This window comes from Pseudoalteromonas sp. ECSMB14103, from assembly GCF_000813065.1.
Taxonomy (GTDB): Bacteria; Pseudomonadota; Gammaproteobacteria; order Enterobacterales; family Alteromonadaceae; genus Pseudoalteromonas; species Pseudoalteromonas marina.
The window spans coordinates 325,497-349,920 of sequence record NZ_JWGY01000002.1 but is presented as its reverse complement, the minus strand read 5'-3'; the positions used below and the strand labels follow the sequence as shown (position 1 = coordinate 349,920).

The window sequence follows — 24,424 nt, the reverse complement described above, 5'->3', positions numbered from 1 at the left end:
GGTATAAGACAGGTGAAACTATTTAATTATTTCGTTTAAAATTATAAAAATATTTTGTATCAAATAGTGGCAACTAATTTAGCAATGTTATAACTAGTTAAAGTTAATAACATTGCAAACTGCCTTAATACTAAACTAACTAGATAAAAGCCTAAAATGAGACCAGTCACTCAAGGCCGATATAGTTTGCGCTGTAGGTGGGGCCACATAGATTAAACATGTAATAGCTATAATCGAAGCCAATGTAATTAATTTATTATCAAATTCAGCTACTTTTAGAGCCGATCCAAATGACCGTTTTATTTCCACATTACTTAAATCTACGCTGTAAATTTCATCGAGCAATAAATGGATGAAGCCGCCGAGTAAAATAAACCCACCTGTTAACCAGGCAAAAGTTGCCGAATAAAGGGTTGATTGGTCATTCAATTGCCATGTTACTTGTGTTGTTAACAACGCGCAAAACAGTATAAATAATAAAGAGTGGCAACTACCTCTATGTACTGTGATCCATTCAAAAATGGGCCTGACAATATATTTCATAAATCCATACACTAACAAAGGCACTACAATTAACTCGACAAAACTAATTTGAATAGTTAGCTCCGTGGTAATGTAATGCATTACTATTAATACTGTACTTAGCGCAAATAAGTTAAAAATAGTATCGAGTGATGTGGAGTTATCAGAGTCTATGTCGGGTAATAAGCCGCCAATGGAGCCTAAAAACCACAACCAAAGTGCGCCGTTTAAATCAATGTGATCTGCAGATAATAATGTGGCTGAGCTTAAGCCGGTGATGATAACAGCAGTATTTAGATGAGTATTGAAGTTTGCCATTGTATATCTTGATAGGAAAATAGGTTTGCATTTTAGCAATTGAAAACTTAATTGTTCAATATACTTAAGAGCATCTTATTCTTTTAACTCGTCATAAAATGCAACATTTCCGCGGCCTGTTTCTTTTACGTGATAAAGGGTTTTATCACCGTTGTGCATTAATTCGTGTAGTTCATTGCCATCGTTAGGGGCCACTGCAATACCTATGCTTGCTCCTACTGTGCATTTTTTAGTTTGGGATATACTAATGTCCTGCTGTAGCTCATCAATCAGAGCTATGGCTTGGTTCTGTGTTGCGGTTTTATCGTAAGTATTAATTTGCTGCGCAATAATGAATTCGTCACCGCCTAGGCGGATACATATGTCAGTATTGTTATTAAATCGCTTTTTAAAGCGGTTTGCTATCTCTATTAATACTTTATCACCGGCTTCGTGACCATAGGTATCATTAATGGGTTTAAATTTGTCTAAATCAATCATCATAAGCACAAGATGTTGGCCGTGTTTAGCGCATTCGCGCAGTGCTTTTTTTAGGCGCTTTTCGCCGGCACGGCGATTAAATAGGTCAGTGAGTGGATCGTGATCGGCTTCAAATTGGGTTTGAAATTCACGCTCTGCTCGTTCGGTCACGTCATGTAAAATCACTTCTACTAATTGTTCTTGCTGGGGACTTCGGTTGTTTTGTCTTTGGTCTGTTAACCTTACAAATAAGCAATGGAACCAAACCGTTTTGTAGCCTACTTTACACTCAACATCTAATGTTGTTTGAGGTGGATTTATATCACTGCGAATATCTAACAGTAGACTTTGTAATTTTTCAACGTTATTTAATAATTCAGGGAAGTGCAAGGTTGATAACTTTTCTTCACCGGGTAGGGTAAAGTAATGTTTAAACGCAGGGTTAAAGGTAGTGATAGTATTTTTATCATCCAGTAAACAAATGCCAGCACTGGCTTGTTCAAATATAAGTCTAAATTTTGCTTCCAGTTCTTGTGTTTTTTTTCGTAGGGTTTGTTCATTGCTAATAGTTAAATGCAGCTCGTGCATTAAAGCATTTATATTTTGTGTTAATCGGCTTATTTCATCTCGTTTACCCTGTTTAAAGCTTAACATTTTAAGGGTTTCAGGTTTAGTTGGATTAATTTTAGCAAAGCTATCAGTAAGGTTTTGAATAGGTTTCGTAAGCCACCTTTGTACAACAAGCGACACAAAAAAAGCAATGACGATAGATTGTATTAGCATTAATATGAATTCTTTTTTTAGTGCGGCTTGTGCTTGTTGCTGTATAAATTTATCGTCGGGGTATATTGATAAAACGCCTATAAAAGTGTCATCTAGAAAAGGGTGAACAAGCTTAACTAATACTGCTTCTTTTTGTTTATTAATAGTTCCATTTGCAATAAATAACTCCATTTCTCCTTTTGTGTTTGATTTACCCTCTATGCTTGCGCCTTGCACAATATCGTTACTTAGCAAGCCGTTAATTATTTCTTGGCTTAATTCCTGATCGTTTAAATAAGCAGCTATAGTCGCTGCTTTTTCAACGGTATGGGCTAACTGCTGGACAAGTAGATAGTTGGTGTTTTTCTTTTCTTTAAGGTCTGAGTAATACGACAGCATTGACGACACTATTGATACAACAATAGCAACTAAGGCAATAGATAAAGCGACTCGTAAGTAGAGTTTTTGGCTAATAATTTTAATCAAACGTGTATACCACTTTTACTGTATCTGTAACGTGCGACAAGGGGATATAGCCAATTGCATATTGCGATGATGCAATTGTTTTTAATGCATCTTCCAAAGAGGCTGATGGTGTGGGGGGCTTTCCTCTGCCCGAAAATAATAACCTGGCCCAATACGCATTTATTTGCTGCTCATCTTTATTAACCAATTTTAAGTAAAAATCGTTTTTGAATGCTGATTTCGCGGGCAGATCGAGTGGCTTTGATATTTCACCATCAGGGAAAGTTGAATATCGGCCCATATAAATATCTATTACTTCCCGTTTCGATAAGGCATTAATAGTATTATTTTTGTTTACCACTACAACAAATTCAGTAGACTCGGCATACATGCTAACAACTAGCAGAAACATGGAAAGTATTAAATTAAAGCAAAGGTTACGAGCGATTATCATAACTAAAAAACCATGCTAGCATTTAAGCTGAGTACATGTACTTTGTGACCTTTATCGACATCTGCAGGATTACTTAAGCTCCATAATCCCGCACCAACTGGTTTTATATCAAAGCGATCTAGTTGAGCTTTTATAGCTAACCGTTCTGACAGTTGCCATTTTACACCTATGTTTATCGAATGCTGATGTACATAGGGAATCTTAATTGAAGCTTGAGCAGCTAAAGCCAGTTGTTGTATTGGTTTTGATATTTGTTCGGGTGTACCTGGTGAAAAAACAGGGTTAATTACTTTAATTACATTGTGGCGGTTTTTTGCTGCAGAAAAGCTAGTGTAAAATATTGCATTGTTTACTCGGTAACCTGCGCTAATGTAACTGTTGAGTACTGATGGTGCAATTATCCAATCGGACTCTGAAATACCCATTTCAGATTGAATAAGCCAATTATCATAATCGTAAGTAAGCCCAAATGCAGCGTACTTTATACTATTTCCTTCGGTATTAAATTTGTTCGATATTGTTTGTGCTTGTGGCCATATACTTTGCGGCACAGAGTCTAGTGAAGATATAAACTCATCCAATGCGGTTAGTTTGTAATCGCCAAAACCGGACCTTGATAATGAAAAACGCATTGTCCATGCATCTAAAGAGTATGTTGCACTAAGGGTTGTTAAGTTATCAAAATCAATAAAAAAATCGTCATTATAGGCCTGTATTTTTGCTGTAGAGCCACCATAAGCGAGTTTTAAGCGTAAGAAGCCATCGTTAATGGCTTTACTGTATTCAACGTCTATTCCATCAAAATTACCTGCAATGTTTGCAAACGAGTAATACGAATGAGGCGGGCGCACCCACAAGTAAGCGTATCCAACGTAAGGGTACTCAGAGAGTAAGTAAAGGTCGCTGTTTAACCTACCTGCGCGGATGGCCCAGTTACGTGATGGTCGGTAACGTACAAATGCAAGTTCTAAAAAATTATCAAAGCTTTTGAATGCATGATCTTTTATCACTATTTGAACTACAGAATCCCAGTTATTTGACAAAGATATATTTGCCTGGCCACCTAAAATTGAATCACGCGTAGCTGAAAAACCAGACTTGTTTACATTTGAATAATTAGATGCAAAGCCAATATCTGAGTCGTCAGTGTAACTAAGGGCAAAAGATGCAAATCCGCTAAATTGAACATCAATGTCATTTGCATAGCTTTTATCAGTTGCAGATATTGCCATTAATACGATGATAATGAAGCCTATGATCCGCATGTTATCCGGTATTTATTTAATTAAACATAATAAAAAGATAGCACAATATCTTAAATTACCAACTCGCCAGAATGCTAGGGTTGACGGACTGTGATCACGCTTTTAGTGCCATATTATTTTACACGCTCAGCTGCTTGAAATATTGATTAAAAATACAATGTTATATTGTTGCAATTAAGAGTTGTTATAGTATAACATCCTAAGCATTGAATTTTTCTTTAATAGAGTGTGAATGTGACAACACCTACTGTAATTAATCAAACATCACAAATAGAACCTCAACGAGCTGAAAATACCAGCAATTCTTTATTAAATAGTACTCATAAAAATAAAGGTGAAGCCATTATTGAAGTGGACTCGCTAAGTTTTAGTATTAAAAATAACGCCATTTTAAAAAACTTAAATTTTACTGTGGGCTCAGGCGAAATTTATGCACTACTTGGCGGTAACGGTGCGGGTAAATCAACCACCTTAAAAACGTTACTAGGTTTTAATAAACCAACGCAAGGGTCGGTAAAAGTAGCGGGTAAAGAGGTGAGCAAAGCACTTGATTTTGTTCGCGGCAAAACGGCGTACTTACCTGAGTCTGCAACGTTATACCCGCATTTAACCGCCCGCGAAAACGTAGAATATTTTTTATCACTTGCTGATATTAATAAAACAGATGAGCAAATTAATGCCGCGTTTAACCGTGTAGCGCTGCAACAAGCTGCATGGGAGCGTCCTATGCAAACGTATTCTAAAGGTATGAGGCAAAAAACCGCGATTGCACTGGCTATTTTACGTGAAGCCCCGATATTTTTACTTGATGAACCTACATCGGGCCTTGACCCTGTTGCCATAGATGAGTTTAACCAGTTAGTGCGCGAGCTTGCATTAGCGGGTGCCACTATTTTTATGGTGACTCATGATGTATATGGCGCCTGCCAAGTAGCTAACCGTATTGGGTTACTAAGAGCGGGCGAGCTGGTGGGCGAATTTGACGCGCCAGAAAACGGCCGCATTGATACCGAACAAGTGCACGCAGCCTTTGCGCAAAGAGGCGCGTAATGAGTATAAATAACTTTTCAAAGGTGGTTATAGTTGCCAAAGATGAATGGCGCTATTGGCTTCGCTCAAAACTAGCAATGACCGTTTTAGCCATTGGCTTACTGCTTACGCTTTCATCGGTTGTGGTGACCGCAATGACTATGCTTGAACTTAGCCATGATCGCCATGAACTTCAATCAAATGCCGAGCAAAGCTTTGTTGAACAGCCCGATCGTCACCCACACAGAATGGTGCACTATGGGCACTATGCCTTTAGAACGCCTTCACCACTGAGCACCCTCGACCCAGGTATTGACGCATACACAGGTAACTCAATATTTTTAGAAGGGCATAGGCAAAATAGTGCAATGTTTGCCGATCAACGCCAAGGTACAGCGCTTACTAAATTAGGTAGCTTAACGCCAGCTTTTATAGTGCAAACACTAGCGCCGTTACTGCTTATATTAATTGGCTACAGCTCTATTAGTCGTGAGCGTGAATCGCAAACGCTGTCGTACTTATTAGCGCAAGGCACGTCGGGTATTACGCTTATTGCCGGTAAAGGTTTAGCACTGCTTTCGGTTGTGGGCTTAGTTATTGCGCCATTAGCGGTATCGGCTTTGTTTACGGTATCTGCGGGTGAAAGCTTATTAGCAGTTGCCAGTTTTGTTGTAGGTTACGCTTTATATTTAACTGTGTGGGTATTACTCATTTTACTCGCATCGAGTGTTTTTAGTAAAAACAGTGGTAGTTTTACGGCGCTTGCGTTTGTATGGATTTTACTGTGTATTGTTATGCCGCGCTTAGCAAGTACTACTGCCTCAACGGCTGTGCCATCTGCCGGTAAAATTGAAACCGATTTTGCAGTTAAAGCCGAGCTTAGAAAACTAGGCGATGGCCATAACACGAACGACCCTGCATTTAAGCAATTTAAACAATCACTCCTTAAAAAGTACAACGTAAATAGTATTGATGAGCTGCCGGTAAACTTTAGAGGTTTAGTAGCCAGTGAATCAGAGGCTAAACAAGCCAACGTACTAAACCAATTTGCTGAGCAACGTATGCAAAGTGAACTTAAGCAAACGCAGGTATCGCGTTATTTTGGTTGGGTATCCCCTATGGTGGCTATTCGCTCGCTCTCTATGATTGTAGTGGGGACCAGCATAGAAACCCATCATCGTTTTTTACGTGAAACCGAACAGCTGCGTTTTGATTTTGTGCAAGGGCTTAACAAAGTTCATATTGAAGAGCTTGATTACCAAGACGACATGAACCGTAACGCCGATGCCGCAGCCACTAAAAAAGCACGTGTAAGTGCCCAAAACTGGCAAATACTACAAGACTTTAATTTTAATGTAGACAGTGCATATGTTCGAGCACAAAGAAGTGTACCTGCGTTTTTACAGTTATTACTGTGGATTGTAGTACTTGTGGGCGGTATTAAATTGGTAGGAAAACGTTTGTTATGAGCTATTTAATTACACAACTTATGCGTGAATGGGGCTTTTTACTGCGCCAAAAATACGTAGTGGTATTACTACTGTGTAGCCTTGTTTTATCGGGTTTTGCTATTTACAGCGGGTTAAGCGAAGTAAGCGCACAGCAGCAAACAATAGAGCGCTTAAAAGCAGCAGATCAAAGCGACCGCGCCAAAGTACAGAAAAAGCAAAGCGATGCAGGCATGTTGGCTTATTACAGCTTTCATTTAACGTACTCGCAGCCATCTAACCTGGCATTTGCTGCTTTAGGCGAGCGCGATATATTCCCGTGGAAACACCGCATTAATTTATTAGCGCTTGAGGGGCAAATTTACGAAAGCGATGCACAAAATGCTGAGCTGGCTCAAGCCGGTAAAATAGATTTTGTGTTTGTAATTAGTGCGCTAGCGCCACTGGTTATTATTTTGTTGTTTCATGATTTATTTGCAAGCGAGCGTACCAGCGGTAGGCACGATTTATTAGTCACTACAGCTAAGTCTTACTTTGCTTTGTGGGGCGCTCGTATAACCGTAAGATTTGTAGCAGTAATAGTGTGTTTAATGCTGCCATTTTTTGTGGGTGCATTTATAGCTGGGGCAAGCGGGTTTGAAGTGGCGTATGTATCGCTGTTGTGTATTGCCTACCTTGCATTTTGGACTGCGCTTAGTGTGTGGTGGGGTAAAAATGCAACCAGTGCGCCGCGTGTTGCCTCTAGCTTAATTGGTTTGTGGGTGTTGTTTGCTTTTATTATTCCTATTTTAGGCGACCTTGCTATAAACAAGTCAGTGCATTCGCCTAAAGGGGGCGACATTATGCTTACTCAACGCGAGGCTGTAAACGATGCGTGGGATTTACCAAAATCTGCCACTATGCAGCCTTTTATTAAAGAGTATCCAGCGCTTGCACCATATATAGATATGAACAGCGAATTTGAATGGAAATGGTATTACGCATTTCAACAAATGGGCGATTTAAAAGCGGCAGAGCTTTCAGAGGCCTATCGCGACGCAGCCGTTAAAAAATACGAGTTAGCCGGTTTTGTATCTTGGATTTCGCCACCGCTGTTATTGCAGCGCAGCTTAACCCGCGCAGCCAATACCGATTCAATTGCCGCGTATGCTTATGAGCAGCAAATTAGAGATTATCATCAACAATTACGCGAGTTTTATTACCCGTGGTTATTTTACAAAGGCGACCCAACTAAAGCAGCACTTGAAAACATGCCACGCTTTGAAAACACCACGCAAAGCGGCAACTAAAAATACAGCGCTAAACGTACCTGTTTAGCGCGATTAAAATTACTACATAACTATAAAATACTTACATTTCTCACAAGGTTCACAATGAAAACCAATACAAAAGGGCTGAAGCTCACCTATTTAAGTACTTGCTTAGTAAGCTTATTTAGCAGCCACGTTATGGCCGCTGAGCAAAACCAGCAAAGTAAAAGCGTAAAGGATGACGCAATTGAAAAAGTAACCGTTGTTGCATCTCGCCAGGCTTATCAAGGTAACTTTAGCCCTTTAGAAACACCTCAGTCAGAGCTTAAAATTGATTTAGAAGCCCTTGAAAACGCAGGCGCAGTAAGCCTTGATCAAGCGCTTGATTTATCAGCCTCTGTTTCGCGACAAAACAACTTTGGTGGGCTGTGGAATAGTTTTTCGTTACGTGGCTTTGTAGGTGACGAAAACCTGCCAAGTAACTACTTAGTAAATGGCTTTAATGCAGGACGTGGCTTTGGAGGCTCGCGTGATTTGTCGGGTATTGAGTCGGTAGAGGTTTTAAAAGGCCCGCGCGCTGCTTCATTTGGCCGTGGTGAACCAGGCGGCACAGTAAACCTAGTTACTAAACGCCCAACGTTTGACACCGCAGGCGAAATTAAGCTCTCTGTAGGTAGTTTTGATACTTACCGCGCCGATGTTGATTACACCACAGCGCTTAACGACGACGTAGCCATTAGATTGGTTGGTTTTTACGAAGACGCCGAAAGCTTTAGAGATACCATCGAAACCACTAAGCAAGGCTTTAGCCCGTCAATAGTGTGGAATATTAATAATAACAGCCAACTAATATACGAGCTTGAATATAGCGACCAAGAAGTACCGTTTGATAGAGGTGTATTAGCCATAGATGGCGAACTTGGCCTTATACCTGAAAGTCGCTTTTTAGGTGAGCCGGGCGATGGCCCAATTGAAGCCGATGTACTAGGGCACCAGTTAGAGTATATTCATGACTTTGATGATAACTGGAGCATTTTATTTGGTGCAAACTACCGTGATACCTCTATGGAAGGCTTTGCAACCGAAACAGGTTTTGGTGGTGTAGTAAATGGCGAAGTAAACCGCTTTAGACGCTATCGGGATTACGATTCTACTTATCAAGTACTGAGAGCTGAAGTGAGCGGTAACGTTAACGTAGCAGGCTTTGAAAATCGTTTAATAATCGGAATAGATGCCGATAAATTTGAAAATGATCAATTTGCACTGCGTGTACGTGGCGATCAATACATTAATGTATTTAACCCTGTATACGGCGCGTACACATTACCAACACCCACATCAAATACTGACCGCGTAGAAATTCAAGAATCGGTAGGGGTATTCATTCAAGACCAAATAAGCCTAACCGATAAGTTAGATATACGTATTGGTGCACGTTTTGATGATTACGAGCAGCGCTTAAATAACCGCCTAGCTAACACTAACACTAAACAAACGCAGTCACGCGTGAGCCCGCAGTTTGGTGTGGTTTATGAAGCAAGCGATTATGTATCTGTTTATGGTGCTTACGGTGAGAACTTCCGTCCGCTTTCGGGGGCCGATGCTAATGGCGATGGTTTTGAGCCAAACCAATCTACATCTACAGAGGTGGGAGTTAAATTTACATTAAACGATGGCGCATTATTTGGTACTGTTGCCGTGTTTAAAGTACAGCAAGACAACATGCTAGTAGTAGACGATGCAACAGCGTTTACCTATGCAGCCATTGGCGAAGCGCAAAGTAAAGGCATAGAAATAGACCTAACGGGTGAGCTTACCGATACGCTTGAAGTTTGGGCGTCGTATGCCTATGTTGATGCAACAATCGAAAACTCATTTTTTGATGCTAACTTTGGTTACACAGTAGAAGCGGGCTCATCACTATTAAACGTGCCTGAGCAACAGCTTAGTTTACAGTTAGTGCAATCTGCTGTTCTTTACGGTAAAGCCATTAAGTTTGGTGGTGGTTTATTACATGTGGGCAAGCGTAACGGCTTTTTTGGTACCGACTTTGAATTACCAAGCTACACAACAGCCCGTGTTTTTGTAAATTACGATGTAACAGACGCCATTGGTATTACGGCTGAGATAAATAACCTGTTTGATGAAACGTATTACACAAACTCGTTTGCCGATGCATGGGTACAACCTGGTACACCAAGAAACGTTAAGTTTTCTGCATCCTATAAGTTTTAAACGTATCCATTAAAACGATATAAAAAAATAGGCTGCTTATATAGGCAGCCTATTTGTTTTTAAATTAATTATTTTAAGTATCCATCAAAAATTTGCTTGTACTTGCCGGATTCTTTGAGTTTTTGCAGTTGTAAATTAAAGTCATTGCGTACTTTTTTAGACTTAAATAAATATCCATTAGGGCTTTTTCCAAATAAAGGGAACCTATCAATTTTTTGTGTTGTATCAATATCTTTTATATTTGCGCGAAAGTAGTCAAAGCTTTGTTTATCCATTTGTATAACATCTACCTTGTCTAAGTACAAAAATTTAACTTGAAGCGATTGGTCGTGTATTTCGTTATACAATGGATTAGCTTTAGCCATATTTGTATACTCATCTCCTAAGTGAATGGCAGCACTTGGCCATGACAATAGACTATAATTTTTCAAATCAGCTATTTCACTCAATTTAAAGTTGTTTTTACTTAAAGCAAAAGCAAGATTTTCGTATGTATAAGACGCATATGATAAATAACCTTTTAGGATGTTTCCGTTTGCAGTATTTAAATTAATATCTGCTACTACATCGATATTTCCTTTTTTATACTCTTTTACACGCCGAGTGTAAGGATAATATCGAGACTCAATTGTGTAGCCTAAAGGTGTTAAAGCCGCTGTAATAATATCTACTGTTAGACCACTATTTGAATCAGGGAATACGAAAGGGGGAAGTTTTTCACCAAAACCTACTACGAGCGTTTGCTCAGTGATTGATGCATTAACGATGGGTGATAATAACAATGCGGCTATTAAAATGCTGTTTAACGTCATTTCTACTGCAATAAATTAACTATTAATGTTTAAAAGATAGTTATTAACATGTAAAGCAACAAGTAAAAAGCCCATTAAACTAATTATTAATTAGCTTTAATGGGCTGATTGATATCAGTTTTATACAGGGGTATTTAAAATGGTGCGTAGCCATCGGGTGTTGTTACTGGCGTAGTCCAGCGCTTTGTAGCATCTATTACTGGGCGTTGTGCGCCTTGAGCTGGTAAACGCCCGCGGTCGCCAAACAACCACAGTACAAAGTTGGTTCTATCGCCACTCGTTATGGGTTTAGCAGCATGTGCCACACTTCCTCTGTGGATCATCGCGATACCTGGCTTAAAACTAAGTTGAGTTACTTTACCTGTAACTAGGTCGTAAAAATCAAGCTCAGAACCGGTAAACTCCTCACCCGGTAAATTTAAATTAATATTTAACGTTACCGCTGATGCATCAGTATGTGGGCGAATAGACGCATCTGTACTTGGGTCGTAGTAAATAGAAAAACCAAATGTTTGCGTGTCGTAACCTGTAATTTCAGGAAATAATAAACGCGCTATAGGGCGCATATAGGTGTTTAGCATTTCGTTATAAAATGTTTGAAAACTAGGGGCTGCTAAATAGCCTTCTGATCGTTTATCGAGCATAACGCCGCGGCGGTTTAATACAATACCGTACGGTGGGCGCATTGGGATGTTAGAGTCCCATACTTGATCAAGGTAGCCACGTAAAACGGTTAGGCGCTCAGGATCAAAAAATTGAAACTGAAACACATCAGGTGCTACTTCCTCTAAAAGCGCTTTTACTAAATGCTCTTTAGATGGATTTTCCCATGCTTGTTGTATGGCTTCGCGTAAATTTTTATCGAGTAACGAATCGTCTAGCGTAAAGGTAGACGCGTCAACTTCGCTTGCTTCCCATTCTTTCCACGCGTCTGAAATTAGGTCGTCGTTGCTTGCCCAAAACTGCTTTACCGAGTGATCACGGTTTAACATTTCTTGGCGTGTTGGTAAATCAAGTGCTCTAGCTAGTTGTAATTGATTAGTTTTCATATTGTGTCACTCCAGTTATTTAATACAGGTTTAACAATCTAGGAGTCTATTTTATTGGTATAATTAAAATTAATAAATATCACTTTAAAGTAAACAGTATATATAAAAAATTAATAATAGAGGGGCGTAAAATTTAAAGGCTACACAAAATGCAGCCTGATTTAAAAAGCAGTTATTAATGGGTGACTCTGTCGCCCCATATATCTTCAAGACGGCTGTCACGACCACATCGCCAACGATATGTGTTGTAGCGAATAGGATTATTTTTATAATAATCCTGATGGTAGCTTTCTTTTCCTTTAATGGGATAAAAGGTGGAGGCGTTTAGTATAGGCGTTACTACTGTTTGATTAGGAAACTCATTCACAACGGCCTGTTTGGTTTGTTCAGCTATTTTACGTTCTTGCTCGTTAGCTACAAAAATTGCGCTTAAATAGCTAGGGCCTTTATCACAAAATTGGCCTTTTGCATCAAAGGGATCAATATTCACCCAATAGTGATCAAGTATGCCTTTATAGCTGACTACTTGCGGGTCGTAAGTAATTTGTACTGCCTCGTAATGGCCTTTGTGGTTACCACTGTAGGTTGGGTTTTTAAGCTTACCGCCTGTAAAGCCTGATATTACATCTTTTACACCTTCAAGCTTTTCAAAGTCGCTTTCCATACACCAAAAACACCCACCGGCTAAAACCGCTTTTTCGGTTTTTGCAGCATGAGTAAAAGTGCTAAACAAAATTGCGGCAGATGTTAATGCAAGCGTAAGTGATTTTTTCATATAATAATCTACCTCTAGTATGAGTTTAAATACATATTCTTTATAGCTAGACCTACTAAATGTTATTACTATTTCATTGTTTTAGTAGGCTAGGTGCTAAGTAATGTACGTAATACTTTTTAATTAAAGCCACATTTTGAATAAGTAACCCACATAACACTATGTTGTATTATTAAAGCGTGTTTATTAAAGTTAAAACATTGATGAATAAATTAGCAGGTGTTAAATGAACCAGTTAACCGAAAAATCGATAAACTGCCCGTATTGCGGCGAAAGCATTGAAGTATTACTTGATGCGGCTGATATTGATGAACAATATATAGAAGACTGCCAAGTATGCTGTAAGCCAATTACATTTGTCGTATTTGAACATGATGATGATTTGAACGTAAATGTTTACGATGAAGACGATACATTTTAAATTGGCGCAAATAATAAAAAAGGCTGCATAACTGCAGCCTTTTTTATTAATGGAGCGTTAGCTATTTTGTTCTCGAGCTAGCTGGTTAGGGAGTAGCTCTTCAATAATTTCACGTGCTGGTAATGTGTAACGTGTGCCATCAAACATAACCGAGGTAAATTCGTTAATGTTAGTGATTCCGGTTAAGGTCCAACCTTCACCACGTTTAGGGCAGTAAACTGTAGTTGTTGGTTGTATCACTTTAAAGTCGTCACTCATGCTTGGCTGCTCTCAATTTAATGCTTGTTAATACGTTATGGTAAGTTAATAATAAGCGTTCATAAAGTGCTATTTAATTTTGTATTACAACATGTATAAAAATTTGGCTACACCTCGTGTCACGCTTAGCTTAATATCCCATAAAGATGCTGCCAGTATGCATGCTATTTTAAATAATCCTCTTGTTAGCCAGTTTAATGACTACACAACACCCCTTAGCAAAAGTGAAATTAAACAATTAATACAAAATGATATAAGCGGCTATTATGAGGGAGAAGTTATACGCTTTACGATTAAACAGAATACCCTCAATAAAGTAATTGGTAGTTGTGGTCTGTATAAAATTAATAAAGAAGCAAGAACCGCATTTTTAGGTTTTGAATTAGATCCTGAATTTTGGCAACAAGGCTACATGAAAGAAACGCTGCAAACTTTAATCCCAAAACTTGTTATGCATTACGAGTTAATAATGCTTTACGCAGAGGTTAACAAAGCTAATACGGCTTCGTGCAAGTTGCTTGAGGGACTAGGGTTTACTAATAACGAAAATATTTGGGTTTGTAGTCTTAAAAATAATTAGTAAAAAGAGAGATACATGTCGTTAAAAATTAATAAAAGCTATCTAATTAACCTTGGATTAGCAGTCATTACGTTAAGCTTACTTATTTTAGGCGGCCGCTACTACAATCATTATGTATCGGCTTATACAGACATTACACTTGATTCAAAAATTTTAAATGAATCGCGTAAGGTATTTATTAGGCTACCCGTTAACTACGATACCAATAAAGTTTATTCGTTAATAATAAAAACCGATGGTAACTTTAACCTAGATACGTGGAATGAAACATTAGCGTCATTCTCAAACAAAGCACAGGCCGAGCAAGCTATATTGGTATCAATCCCTAACTTGTTTTTTACGGCTACTCGAAATCGTGATTTGGTACCTCCTTATGCTCGCCAAGACGTTAATACCCAAGCGCCTGCAACAAACAATATAGAACCCAACGGAGAAGCAGATAAGTTTTTACAGTTTATAGAGTTAGAATTATTATCTTATTTGACTAATCGATTTAAATTAAGCAATAACCGTATTTTAAGTGGGTTTTCTGCTGGTGGCAGTTTTGTGTTTTATACACTTCATACTAAACCGGATCTGTTTAATGGCTATTTCGCGTTTAGTCCTGCCGCATGGTATGACGATATGACGGTAGTAAACAAAGTTGACTCGTTTTTAAAGGCGTCGAATAAAATGTTTAAAAAGCCAACGTATTTGTTTTTATCGGTAGGTGAGGAAGAGCATCCGCTTATGTTAGAGGCGTATAGTAATTTAGAGCAAGCATTAAAGGCCAGCCCTAACGAGCACTTAAAGTGGGAATCTATTATTAATCCCAATGCGGAACATAACGATAATCCAAGACTAAGTGTTGCAGATGCGTTAGGTGGATATCAAAAGTTTTTAAATGAAAGGCCTTAATATGTTGCTAAACCAAGCATTGTAAACAGCCTAAAAAATATATATAGGTTTGCTTTAAGTAAGTTTATGAAAACCCCGTAAAGAACACATCATACAATGTATGGTAAAAGCTAATCTTAGCAGGTGATTGTATATGAGAAATAATAAGCAAGAGTGAGGTTAGGGCAGAGCGCCCTAAGTCACTAGAGCGCAAAAGGGTAACTGCTTTCTACAATTGATATCTAAATCCAAATGCGATGCCGTCATCTTCTGACTGCTCCATTTGTGCTTGCTGATCTTTATCATTGCTTTCAAAGTCACTAAAATCTTTACGTGCTTCTATATACGCAATTGTGTCTTCGTCAATTAAATAATGAACACCAATAACAGCAAATTGACGTTTAAATAAATCGTTCGGATCGGTATTAAAGTTTGGCTGAATTACGTAATCATCGCCTGCATCAAATACGTTGTAGGCAATAAAAGGGCGAACATCGTTATCAAAGCGGTACGATGCAAATGTTTCTATACCTATTGCGTCTTTAATTAAGCGACCCAGATTATCGGTGTCATGATTTTTGTTTTTATTAATATTAGCTGCAACATAAAGACCTTTTTGATTTACGTGACCCCACATAATGCCTGCACCATATATTAGGTCTTCAACATTTTGTGTGGTGCCATCACCGTAAGTTAAATCAAACTCGCCTCGGTTTACACCAGCTGTAAGCGTTATCATGTCAGTAGGGGTATAAGTAACCGAAGCACCAAAGGTGTAGTTAAATTCTACTTGTTGGGCAGCTGTATCGCCTGCATTCCAAAGCGTTTCGCATTCTTGTTCTGTAATGTCACTAACGTCACAGGTATAAAACTCGCTGTTTTTGAGCTGTGCTTGCAGTGTAAAACTTAAGTTATTGTAGCTATTACGATATTGAATAAGTTTATCGCCTCGGCCCGTACCGTTTACTGCGCCATCGTCTTTGTTATAGGTATAAACACCCGCTGCATTACCATCCCATACAAAGCTGTTATTTGTGCCATAAACAACGTCGTACCATGCACCCCATTGCTTACCAATTGTAATTTGCCCGTATTTATCATGCGAGAGGCCGGCATAGCCTAAACGGTTATATAAAAATTCATCCTGGATTGATTCAAAGCGATTGTTATAAATAATATCGCTACTACCTACAGGGTTTACACCCCACTCAACTAGTCCTAAGGCTTTCCAGCCGTGCTTAAGTTTTCGATCAATTTTAAAATTTATACGGGATGTACCGTTCACGACTTCAGTTTGGTTTTGCGTATTTATAACTCTTACGTCTAAAAAACCACCCACACTCATTGAATTGCGCTCGTCCATGTATATGTTTACTTCAGAGAATACTGAAGGGCTAACTATTATTGCTACTAGCATTGATGTTAGTTTCAATTTCATTGTGTGTTTCCTTGTGTGCGATGTGGTCAATCATAAGTGCAGGGCACACTAGCAAACACCTTTGTTTGTCAAAAGTGAAAAAACATCATCGAAATTTTATACATAATAGGTAGACATTCACGCTGGGTTAATTGTGTTTTTAAGTTGTTATGAATGTGTATTTTTATAGTAAATACACAAGTAGTTTGAAAATTTACAACCTTAAAAACATTTAATTATTGTGATGTTTTTTCAAGTTAGCTATTAATTAGGTTTCTAGTATAAAAACTCTAATTCTTATGTTTTTCAATTAAATAGCATAACTTTACTTAATTTTTAAAAATTTATATGAGCATGACTATTTAGCCTTAAATTTAATATTAACCATAAGGTAAATACCAAAATAAAATAAGAAATCTATACTCTTAATCATTAAGTTTTGGTGCTTGGTAAGTTTGATTTGTGATAGAAAAATAGGCCATTTTGGTTTAAACTGCGCGCAATTTAAATACATCCTGTCTCCCTTGGAGGGTAGCGCTATTATTAGTACAGCTAACATCACCATGCAATTTGGTGCTAAACCGTTATTTGAAAATATCTCAGCAAAATTTGGCGAAGGAAACCGTTACGGTTTAATTGGTGCAAATGGTTGTGGTAAATCAACATTTATGAAAATACTCAGTGGTGAACTAGAGCCATCTTCGGGTAACGTAAGCACTGATCCAAATGAGCGTGTTGCTAAACTAAATCAAGACCAGTTTGCTTACGAAGAATACTCTGTAATTGATACTGTGATCATGGGTCACAAAGAGTTATGGGCTATTAAACAAGAACGTGATCGTATTTATTCTTTACCTGAAATGAGTGAAGAAGACGGTATGAAAGTAGCCGATCTTGAAACTGAATTTGCTGAAATGGATGGTTACTCAGCCGAGTCTAAAGCGGGTGAGCTTTTGTTAGGTGTTGGTATTGCTACTGAGCAGCACTATGGTCCTATGTCAGAAATTGCACCGGGTTTTAAACTGCGAGTGTTACTTGCACAGGTTCTGTTTTCTGACCCTGATATTATGCTACTTGATGAGCCTACCAATAACTTGGACATTTACACTATCAAGTGGTTAGAAGATGTATTGAATCAGCGCGATTGTACTATGATCATCATCTCGCATGACCGTCACTTCTTAAACTCTGTGTGTACACACATGGCCGACATAGATTACGGTGAGCTCCGAATTTATCCTGGTAACTACGACGAATACATGTTTGCAGCAACGCAAGCACGTGAACGCCTATTAAGTGAAAATGCAAAGAAGAAAAGTCAAATTGCCGAGCTCCAGCAGTTTGTATCACGCTTCTCGGCTAATGCTTCAAAAGCTAAGCAAGCCACATCGCGTGCTAAGCGTATCGATAAAATTCAGTTAGACGAAGTAAAAGCATCATCTCGTCAAACACCGTTTATTCGTTTTGACCAAGAAAAACAACTGTTCCGCAACGCACTAGAAATGACAAGTATTAGTCAAGGTTTTGAAGACAATACTCTATTCTCAGGCCTTGAAGGTTTAGTAGAAGTTGGCGAGCGTATTGCCATAATTGGTGAAAACGGCGTAGGTAAAACAACGTTACTTAACACGTTAGCAGGTAAACTTACACCAAAGGCAGGTGAATTTAAGTGGTCTGAAAACGCTAACATTGGCTACTATGCGCAAGACCACGCTGACGAATTCGAAAAAGACATGAACTTGTTTGAGTGGATGGAGCAATGGCAGCAAGAAGGCGACGACGAGCAAGTTGTTCGCAGCTTTTTAGGTCGTATGTTGTTCTCACAGAACGATATTAAAAAGTCGGTAAAAGTAATATCAGGTGGTGAGCAGGGCCGTATGTTGTTTGGCAAAATTATGATGCATAAACCAAACATACTTTTAATGGATGAGCCAACCAACCACATGGATATGGAATCGATTGAAGCACTAAACTTAGCGCTTGAAGCATACGAAGGCACTTTACTTTTTGTATCGCATGACCGCCAGTTTGTCTCTTCTGTTGCAACCCGTATATGGGAAATTAAAGACGGTAAAATAATCGACTTTAGAGGTAATTACTCTGAGTACCTAGCAAGTAAAGAAGCGTAATTACGTTGCAATTTCAGATTTACAAAAAGCCATGTTTAACATGGCTTTTTTTGTTTTTGTTGTGTGTTAATTATTTATAAAAAATTAGCCTTTAATCTTCATTTAATACCATTCGAACCTCGCAAATTAAACGTGTTTGGGTATAATACCCGCCTAAAACCGGACATAAGTCCGCTATTTTAAAATACATTACTGAGGAGTATTTATGACTGTTGGCATTATTATGGGTTCTAAGTCAGATTGGCCAACCATGGAACACGCTGCACTGATGCTAGAGCAGTTTGGTATTAAGTACGAAACCAAAGTTGTATCTGCACACCGCACTCCTCAATTACTTGCTGATTATGCAAGCTCTGCTGCAGAACGTGGAATTAAAGTTATTATTGCCGGCGCAGGTGGCGCAGCCCATTTACCGGGTATGGCAGCGGCTTTTACATCTGTTCCTGTTTTAGGCGTTCCTGTGAAATCAAAGGCATTAAATGGTGTTGATTCTCTATTGTCAATTTGCCAAATGCCAAAAGGGGTAGCAGTAGGTACCTTAGCAATTGGTGAACCAGGCGCTGCAAACGCAGGCTTATTAGCCGCACAAATTTTAGGGTGCCATAGCCCCGACATTTTTGAAAAAATCGAAGCGTTTCGTAAAAATCAAACAGACACAATATTAGCCAACCCAAACCCTGCAGAGTAACAATGAATATTTTAATTTTAGGTGCCGGACAACTTGCACGTATGATGAGCCTTGCAGGCGCACCGCTTAATTTGAATGTAGTTGCCTACGATGTGGGAACTAAACAAATTAAGCACCCGCTAACGGGTGAAATTTACACAACTTCACTTGAACAAGCTATTAGTGACGCTGATGCAATCACGGCAGAATTTGAACATATTCCTGATGATGTATTAACGCTATGCTGCAACAGTAATAAGTTTTATCCGGGTAAAGCTGCAATTAAAACGGGTGGCGATAGAGCACTAGAAAAAGCGTTACTTAACAAAACCGGTGTTGAATGCGCGCCTTATCAGTTAATTACAGAAAAAGTACATTTGGAGTTGGCCGCTAAAAACCTGGGTAAGCCACTTGTTATAAAAACCTGCCAAGCAGGCTATGACGGTAAAGGGCAGTGGCGTTTAAAATCTGATGATCAAATTGATGAAATTTGGACTGAAATGGCTGAGTTTATAGCATCGGGAACACAAGATGCACCGCATACTATTATTGCTGAAAAAATGATCCCTTTTGACCGAGAAGTATCGATTATTGGCGCAAGAGATAAGCACGGTAAAGTTGCAATTTATCCATTAACAGAAAACGAGCACACCAACGGTGTGTTAACACTGTCGGTTGCGGGTAAAAATAACCAAAATGTTGAAGCTCAAGCAAACGATGCATTTACAAAAATTGCTAACGAACTTAACTATGTAGGTGTATTGGCCATTGAGTTTTTTGATGTAATGGGCACACTATTAGTTAATGAAATTGCACCGCGTGTACATAACTCAGGTCATTGGACTCAGCAAGGTTGCCATTGTTCGCAATTTGAAAATCATATGCGCGCCGTTGCAGGTTTACCACTTGGTAATACTGAGCTTAAACATATTACGGCTATGATCAATGTACTTGGACAAGCAAGTATCCCTGCTGAGGTACTTACATTACCCGACGTGACAAGTCATTGGTACGGTAAAACGGCTAAACCAGGTCGTAAAATGGGTCATATAAATGTATCGGCTCATAATATGAATGACCTGTCAGATAAGTTAAGCCAATTAACTGATTATTTACCAGAGCACGATTACCCGGGAATTTTAAAAACGGCAGAAAAACTCATTCTAGGTTAGGGTATTTTTTTGTATGGCTAAAGCTATATGGTCCATTAGGTGATGATTAGGGAAGCCTTATTACTGTTTTGCATATGGATGTTATTTAGGGATTGAGCAGGTCTTAGAAGCAGTTACTGTCCGACTAGTTCAAAACTTAGCGAATACAAACAATGAAATAATAAAAGCCGAGTAAACTCGGCTTTTTTTTGTCTGAAAAAACAAAAACAGGTTACATTATTAAATAATCAAAATTACTTTTTTATAAGTAGGATAATTAAATGAAATTTGATCTAACTTTTGGTGCGTTGCTAACAGCTGCTTCATTGAGTCTCAATGCGACCGCAAGCGATACAATTCGTGTTGCAACGTTTAATGTAAGTATGGATGCCACAAATTACACCGCTAAAGGCGAGCCTATTAAAAGTGATGCCTTAGTCAAAGCGCTTACCTCAAACACACAACAGATAAAAAATATTGCAGAAATTATTCAGCGCGTTCGCCCTGATATTATTTTACTGAACGAATTTGATTTTGTTCCTAAAGAACAAGGTATTGATTACTTTAAAACGCATTACTTAGCCGTAAGCCAAAACAAGCAAAAAGCCATAGATTATCCTTATTCTTATATAGCCCCCGTCAATACTGGCCTTGCGACAGAGTTTGACCTAGATAACGATGGTAAAAAAAGTAAAGTAATGGGTGATGCCCAAGGCTTTGGCTTTTTTGAAGGGCATTATGGTATGGCCATATTATCGAAATACCCAATTGATTTTGACAAAATCAGAACGCTTCAAACCTTTAAATACAAAGATATGCCCAATGCAAAAATGCCGTTAATGCCAAAAACAGGCGAGAATTGGTATAACGCTCAAGAGTGGCAAGCGCTTAGGTTAAGTTCTAAATCGTTTTGGGATGTCCCCGTTGTAATTGATAATAAAGCAGTGCATATATTGGCGTCTCACCCTACGCCTCCAGTATTTGACGGCGAAGAAGATAGAAATGGTAAACGTAACCATGACGAAATTAGATTAATTGCCGACTATGTAGCCAATGTAGACTACCTATATGATGATAATGGCACAAAAGGAGGGCTAGAGGCTCAGTCGCGTTTTGTTATTTTAGGGGATTTAAACGCAGCACCAGAAGGTGATAAAGCGCGTTTAGAAACAACAGATCAATTGCTAAAAAATCCATTAATTAATGCACGGTTTGTACCTAAAAGTGCAGGCGCTAAACAGCAATATGAACTTGCCTATGCACAACACTTTACTGCCAATTGGCAAGCAAGAGTAGACTATGTATTGCCATCAACTTACGGTTTAGATATTAAAGAAGGTGGGGTATTTTGGCCAGTTGAATCAAACGAACAGTATCGCTTAATTAAAGATAGAAGTGCATCAAGCGATCATCGCCTAGTTTGGCTAGATTTAGTGATTAAATAATTAAGGCTTAAGTAAACTGAGCTTTACCCTGTTAAATGGCTATTTATCTTAAAAAATTGCATTAACTTTAGTGCTTCTGCTTAAATACCCGTTAATTATAATAACGGTATAGAAGCACTATGGTTTTTAATTTTTCTTCATCTAAAACGTTAGTAGCATTAGCTGTTGCCTCAAGCGTAATGCTTGCGGGTTGTAGTGCAACTGCAAACACAGCCTCAACAAATAATGCTTTGGAAAACAACAAAGTTGAATCGGTGGTGAGTACACCTGCCGATGTTGGTTCAGAAAAAATAACTTTAAAACAAGCAATGGCCGATCCTGATTGGATAGGCAACCAACCACAAAATGCCTTTTGGGCTGCTGATTCGGCAACAATTATTTATTCTCAAAAGCAACAAGGTAGCACATTACGTGACTTATTTAGCCAGTCTGTAACGTCACAAACTGCAGAACAAATAGCATTAAATAAACTACATACACTGGGTGCTAGAAACGCGGTTTATTCAAACGACAAAGCTCTGCAAGCCTACGTCTTTAAAGGCAATGTGTTTGTAAAAAATATTAAAACTAACACACTGCGCCAAATAACCCATAGCACAGCTAACGAATCTAACCCGCAGTTTTTAAACGATGGTACATTGGCTTATCGCCAAGGTAATATGTTTTTTAAGGTTGATTTAGTAACGGGGTTAACACAAGAAATTGCTAACCTCAAACTTGCTGATAAACCAAAAGGAATTAGCGAGCCAAGTTCGTACATTGCAAAAGAGCAGCATAAGCTTATTGAATACATTGCTCTTGAACACAAAAATAAAAAAGACCAACACGCACGTAACGCGCAAATAAACGAACAAAATACTTCTGTAGCAAATACAAGTTACTATTTAGGCAAAGGTAATAAAGTTGATAACGTAGAACTTTCACCCAATGGAGATGCGTTACTAGTTGTCGTAAAAAAACAATCAAGTTGGCGAAGTGACACCGATATAATGCCACATTATGTGACTGACGACGCCACCATAGCACCTAAAAAAGTTCGCCGTCGCATAGCTGATGCAAAAGAAGAAGCATCACAAGTTATATACATTAATTTAAATGATAAAACACAAAACACACTAGCGTTTGATTCGCTGCCAGGTTTTGATGAAGATGTATTAGCAAGTGTAAAACAAGAAAATTATGCACGATTAGGTAAAACCTACGAATCAAAGAACTCACCACGCGCTATTAACTTGATCACAAATTGGGGATTAGGACAAAGCCCAATAGTTTGGAATAACGATGGTTCGCAAGTTGCTATTATGCTTGAAGCGTGGGACAACAAAGATCGCTGGATTGCGACCGTAGATTTTGAAAACAATAAACTGGTGTCGCAGCATCGTTTACATGACGACGCATGGATCGCTTATGCATTTAATAATTTTGGCTGGTTGAATAACGCAAACACGCTTTATTACCTTTCAGAAGAGTCTGGGTACAGCCAGCTTTATAAAAAACCATTAAACGGTAACGCCGTTGCGTTAACTCAGGGTGAGTTTGAGGTATCAAACCCAACAGTTACAAGCGATGATTCTGCTATTTATTACAAAGCTAATGTTGAACACCCTGGTCTATACGAAATTTTCCGTGTAGATCCACAAACAGCTAAAAGTGAAAAAATTACTGATCTAAATGGCATGACCGACTACACGTTGAGTCCAGATGAAGAAAAATTACTGCTTGTTCATTCAAAAATCACCATGCCTAGCGAGTTATATATTGCGGATGCTAAAGCAAATGCAACGCCAACACGTTTAACTAATACAGTATCAAGCACTTTTTTATCTAAAAAGTTAACTGCACCGAAAATAGTTGCAGTGCCGTCTAGCCATACTGATACGCCAATATATGCCAAGGTATACTACCCAGCTGATTACGTAGAAGGCGAAGGTGGTAAAACACGTAAAGCGGTTATTTTTAATCACGGTGCAGGTTATTTACAAAACTCACATATGGGTTGGTCTGTGTACTTTAGAGAGTTTATGTTTCATTCATTATTGGCTGATGAAGGTTACGTGGTAATGGATATGGACTACCGTGCATCTAAAGGGTATGGCCGCGACTGGCGTACAGCTATTTATCGTCAAATGGGCACACCAGAAACGCAAGATTTAGCTGATGGTGTTAAATGGATGGCTGAAAATGCTAACGTCGACACGCAAGCAGTAGGCACCTACGGTGGTTCTTATGGTGGCTTTATGACCTTTATGGCATTATTTACTGCACCAGAGTTGTTTCAATCAGGTGCAGCACTTCGCCCGGTAACTGATTGGGCACACTACAATACGGCCTATACGGGCAATATTTTAAACCATCCAGATGTAGATCCCATTGCATACGAGCGTAGCTCACCTATTTACTTTGCAGAAGGTTTAAATAAGCCATTATTGATAAATGCACCAATGGTAGACGATAACGTATTTTTTCAAGACTCAGTACGCTTAGTCCAGCGCTTAATTGAGCTTGAAAAAGAAAACTTTGAAACGGCTATCTTCCCAGTTGAACCACATGGTTTTGTGCAACCGTCAAGTTGGTTAGATGAATACCGCCGTATTTATAAACTATTTAAAGACACCCTTTAAATAAACAATGTAAAAC

21 protein-coding genes are annotated in these 24,424 nt (G+C 38.7%); 12 read left to right on the top strand and 9 right to left on the bottom strand.

Annotated features, from left to right (window positions below; genetic code table 11):
- Positions 1-135 precede the first annotated feature (135 nt).
- From RF53_RS06665 to RF53_RS06650, 4 genes are all read right to left on the bottom strand, one after another.
- Positions 136-840 carry a metal-dependent hydrolase gene (locus RF53_RS06665; RefSeq protein WP_039037040.1) on the bottom strand — a complete coding sequence of 235 codons (705 nt, stop codon included), beginning with the start codon at positions 838-840 and terminating at the stop codon, positions 136-138.
- Between the two features lie 75 nt (positions 841-915).
- On the bottom strand, positions 916-2,547 hold the full coding sequence (locus tag RF53_RS06660) for a sensor domain-containing diguanylate cyclase (RefSeq protein WP_039037039.1): 1,632 nt from the start codon (positions 2,545-2,547) through the stop codon (positions 916-918).
- Positions 2,540-2,917 (bottom strand): hypothetical protein, encoded by a 378-nt coding sequence (locus RF53_RS06655; protein WP_235420604.1) that lies wholly within the window; start codon positions 2,915-2,917, stop codon positions 2,540-2,542. The genes RF53_RS06660 and RF53_RS06655 overlap by 8 nt, the downstream gene beginning before the upstream one ends.
- Positions 2,918-2,982: 65 nt before the next feature.
- The gene (locus RF53_RS06650) at positions 2,983-4,245 is read right to left on the bottom strand and encodes a hypothetical protein (RefSeq protein ID WP_235420602.1); all 1,263 of its coding nucleotides are present in this window, start codon (positions 4,243-4,245) and stop codon (positions 2,983-2,985) included.
- A gap of 234 nt (positions 4,246-4,479) precedes the next feature.
- Between RF53_RS06650 and RF53_RS06645 the strand changes: the two genes are divergently transcribed.
- From RF53_RS06645 to RF53_RS06630, 4 genes are all read left to right on the top strand, one after another.
- On the top strand, positions 4,480-5,295 hold the full coding sequence (locus RF53_RS06645) for an ABC transporter ATP-binding protein (RefSeq protein WP_200888043.1): 816 nt from the start codon (positions 4,480-4,482) through the stop codon (positions 5,293-5,295).
- Positions 5,295-6,743, top strand: coding sequence for an ABC transporter permease (locus RF53_RS06640; RefSeq protein WP_039037036.1), 1,449 nt, complete (start codon positions 5,295-5,297; stop codon positions 6,741-6,743). Before RF53_RS06645 ends, RF53_RS06640 begins: the two co-directional genes overlap by 1 nt.
- Positions 6,740-8,011 (top strand): DUF3526 domain-containing protein, encoded by a 1,272-nt coding sequence (locus RF53_RS06635; RefSeq protein ID WP_039037035.1) that lies wholly within the window; start codon positions 6,740-6,742, stop codon positions 8,009-8,011. Before RF53_RS06640 ends, RF53_RS06635 begins: the two co-directional genes overlap by 4 nt.
- Positions 8,012-8,095: 84 nt before the next feature.
- Positions 8,096-10,207, top strand: coding sequence for a TonB-dependent siderophore receptor (locus RF53_RS06630; RefSeq protein WP_039037034.1), 2,112 nt, complete (start codon positions 8,096-8,098; stop codon positions 10,205-10,207).
- 68 nt (positions 10,208-10,275) lie between these two features.
- Here RF53_RS06630 and RF53_RS06625 read toward each other — a convergent pair whose 3' ends face one another.
- From RF53_RS06625 to msrA, 3 genes are all read right to left on the bottom strand, one after another.
- Positions 10,276-11,019: a substrate-binding periplasmic protein gene (locus RF53_RS06625; RefSeq protein WP_039037033.1), complete on the bottom strand. Its 744-nt coding sequence runs from the start codon at positions 11,017-11,019 to the stop codon at positions 10,276-10,278.
- Between the two features lie 134 nt (positions 11,020-11,153).
- Positions 11,154-12,068, bottom strand: a complete 915-nt coding sequence (locus RF53_RS06620; RefSeq protein WP_039037032.1) for a 2OG-Fe(II) oxygenase family protein — start codon at positions 12,066-12,068, stop codon at positions 11,154-11,156.
- Between the two features lie 175 nt (positions 12,069-12,243).
- Positions 12,244-12,843, bottom strand: a complete 600-nt coding sequence (gene msrA, locus RF53_RS06615) for a peptide-methionine (S)-S-oxide reductase MsrA (RefSeq protein ID WP_039037031.1) — start codon at positions 12,841-12,843, stop codon at positions 12,244-12,246.
- Between the two features lie 226 nt (positions 12,844-13,069).
- On the opposite strand from msrA, the gene RF53_RS06610 reads away from it, so the two are divergent.
- Positions 13,070-13,264: a CPXCG motif-containing cysteine-rich protein gene (locus tag RF53_RS06610; RefSeq protein WP_006792974.1), complete on the top strand. Its 195-nt coding sequence runs from the start codon at positions 13,070-13,072 to the stop codon at positions 13,262-13,264.
- Between the two features lie 57 nt (positions 13,265-13,321).
- On the opposite strand, the gene RF53_RS06605 is transcribed toward RF53_RS06610, so the two are convergent.
- Positions 13,322-13,522: a hypothetical protein gene (locus RF53_RS06605; protein WP_006792973.1), complete on the bottom strand. Its 201-nt coding sequence runs from the start codon at positions 13,520-13,522 to the stop codon at positions 13,322-13,324.
- Between the two features lie 91 nt (positions 13,523-13,613).
- Here RF53_RS06605 and RF53_RS06600 point away from each other — a divergent pair, with 91 nt between their 5' ends.
- Complete coding sequence (locus RF53_RS06600) at positions 13,614-14,102, top strand: GNAT family N-acetyltransferase (RefSeq protein ID WP_039037030.1); 489 nt, start codon at positions 13,614-13,616, stop codon at positions 14,100-14,102.
- Positions 14,103-14,117: 15 nt separating this feature from the next.
- Complete coding sequence (locus RF53_RS06595) at positions 14,118-14,999, top strand: alpha/beta hydrolase (protein ID WP_039037029.1); 882 nt, start codon at positions 14,118-14,120, stop codon at positions 14,997-14,999.
- Positions 15,000-15,207: 208 nt separating this feature from the next.
- Here RF53_RS06595 and RF53_RS06590 read toward each other — a convergent pair whose 3' ends face one another.
- Positions 15,208-16,416: a porin gene (locus RF53_RS06590; protein ID WP_039037028.1), complete on the bottom strand. Its 1,209-nt coding sequence runs from the start codon at positions 16,414-16,416 to the stop codon at positions 15,208-15,210.
- A gap of 518 nt (positions 16,417-16,934) precedes the next feature.
- Between RF53_RS06590 and RF53_RS06585 the strand changes: the two genes are divergently transcribed.
- The 5 genes from RF53_RS06585 (at position 16,935) to RF53_RS06565 (ending at position 24,408) form a co-directional block, all read left to right on the top strand.
- Positions 16,935-18,524 carry an ABC-F family ATPase gene (locus tag RF53_RS06585; protein WP_074210169.1) on the top strand — a complete coding sequence of 530 codons (1,590 nt, stop codon included), beginning with the start codon at positions 16,935-16,937 and terminating at the stop codon, positions 18,522-18,524.
- Positions 18,525-18,729: 205 nt separating this feature from the next.
- A complete protein-coding gene (gene purE / locus RF53_RS06580; RefSeq protein ID WP_039037027.1) occupies positions 18,730-19,212 on the top strand; it encodes a 5-(carboxyamino)imidazole ribonucleotide mutase in 483 nt (160 codons plus the stop codon).
- A gap of 2 nt (positions 19,213-19,214) precedes the next feature.
- Positions 19,215-20,363 carry a 5-(carboxyamino)imidazole ribonucleotide synthase gene (locus tag RF53_RS06575; RefSeq protein WP_039037026.1) on the top strand — a complete coding sequence of 383 codons (1,149 nt, stop codon included), beginning with the start codon at positions 19,215-19,217 and terminating at the stop codon, positions 20,361-20,363.
- 260 nt (positions 20,364-20,623) lie between these two features.
- Positions 20,624-21,787, top strand: a complete 1,164-nt coding sequence (locus RF53_RS06570) for an endonuclease/exonuclease/phosphatase family protein (protein WP_039037025.1) — start codon at positions 20,624-20,626, stop codon at positions 21,785-21,787.
- A 119-nt stretch (positions 21,788-21,906) separates the two neighbouring features.
- Positions 21,907-24,408, top strand: coding sequence for a S9 family peptidase (locus tag RF53_RS06565; RefSeq protein WP_039037024.1), 2,502 nt, complete (start codon positions 21,907-21,909; stop codon positions 24,406-24,408).
- The last annotated feature ends 16 nt before the right edge of the window (positions 24,409-24,424 follow it).

Excerpts from the sequence above, each read along its gene's own strand:
- RF53_RS06625 (WP_039037033.1), bottom strand. The coding sequence starts at position 11,019 with ATGACGTTAAACAGCATTTTAATAGCCGCATTGTTATTATCACCCATC.
- RF53_RS06565 (WP_039037024.1), top strand. The coding sequence starts at position 21,907 with ATGGTTTTTAATTTTTCTTCATCTAAAACGTTAGTAGCATTAGCTGTT.
- purE (WP_039037027.1), top strand. The coding sequence starts at position 18,730 with ATGACTGTTGGCATTATTATGGGTTCTAAGTCAGATTGGCCAACCATG.
- RF53_RS06590 (WP_039037028.1), bottom strand. The coding sequence starts at position 16,416 with ATGAAATTGAAACTAACATCAATGCTAGTAGCAATAATAGTTAGCCCT.
- RF53_RS06665 (WP_039037040.1), bottom strand. The coding sequence starts at position 840 with ATGGCAAACTTCAATACTCATCTAAATACTGCTGTTATCATCACCGGC.
- RF53_RS06610 (WP_006792974.1), top strand. The coding sequence starts at position 13,070 with ATGAACCAGTTAACCGAAAAATCGATAAACTGCCCGTATTGCGGCGAA.
- RF53_RS06605 (WP_006792973.1), bottom strand. The coding sequence starts at position 13,522 with ATGAGTGACGACTTTAAAGTGATACAACCAACAACTACAGTTTACTGC.
- msrA (WP_039037031.1), bottom strand. The coding sequence starts at position 12,843 with ATGAAAAAATCACTTACGCTTGCATTAACATCTGCCGCAATTTTGTTT.
- RF53_RS06620 (WP_039037032.1), bottom strand. The coding sequence starts at position 12,068 with ATGAAAACTAATCAATTACAACTAGCTAGAGCACTTGATTTACCAACA.
- RF53_RS06600 (WP_039037030.1), top strand. The coding sequence starts at position 13,614 with ATGTATAAAAATTTGGCTACACCTCGTGTCACGCTTAGCTTAATATCC.
- RF53_RS06595 (WP_039037029.1), top strand. The coding sequence starts at position 14,118 with ATGTCGTTAAAAATTAATAAAAGCTATCTAATTAACCTTGGATTAGCA.
- RF53_RS06650 (WP_235420602.1), bottom strand. The coding sequence starts at position 4,245 with ATGCGGATCATAGGCTTCATTATCATCGTATTAATGGCAATATCTGCA.
- RF53_RS06640 (WP_039037036.1), top strand. The coding sequence starts at position 5,295 with ATGAGTATAAATAACTTTTCAAAGGTGGTTATAGTTGCCAAAGATGAA.
- RF53_RS06655 (WP_235420604.1), bottom strand. The coding sequence starts at position 2,917 with ATGTATGCCGAGTCTACTGAATTTGTTGTAGTGGTAAACAAAAATAAT.
- RF53_RS06570 (WP_039037025.1), top strand. The coding sequence starts at position 20,624 with ATGAAATTTGATCTAACTTTTGGTGCGTTGCTAACAGCTGCTTCATTG.
- RF53_RS06635 (WP_039037035.1), top strand. The coding sequence starts at position 6,740 with ATGAGCTATTTAATTACACAACTTATGCGTGAATGGGGCTTTTTACTG.
- RF53_RS06575 (WP_039037026.1), top strand. The coding sequence starts at position 19,215 with ATGAATATTTTAATTTTAGGTGCCGGACAACTTGCACGTATGATGAGC.
- RF53_RS06630 (WP_039037034.1), top strand. The coding sequence starts at position 8,096 with ATGAAAACCAATACAAAAGGGCTGAAGCTCACCTATTTAAGTACTTGC.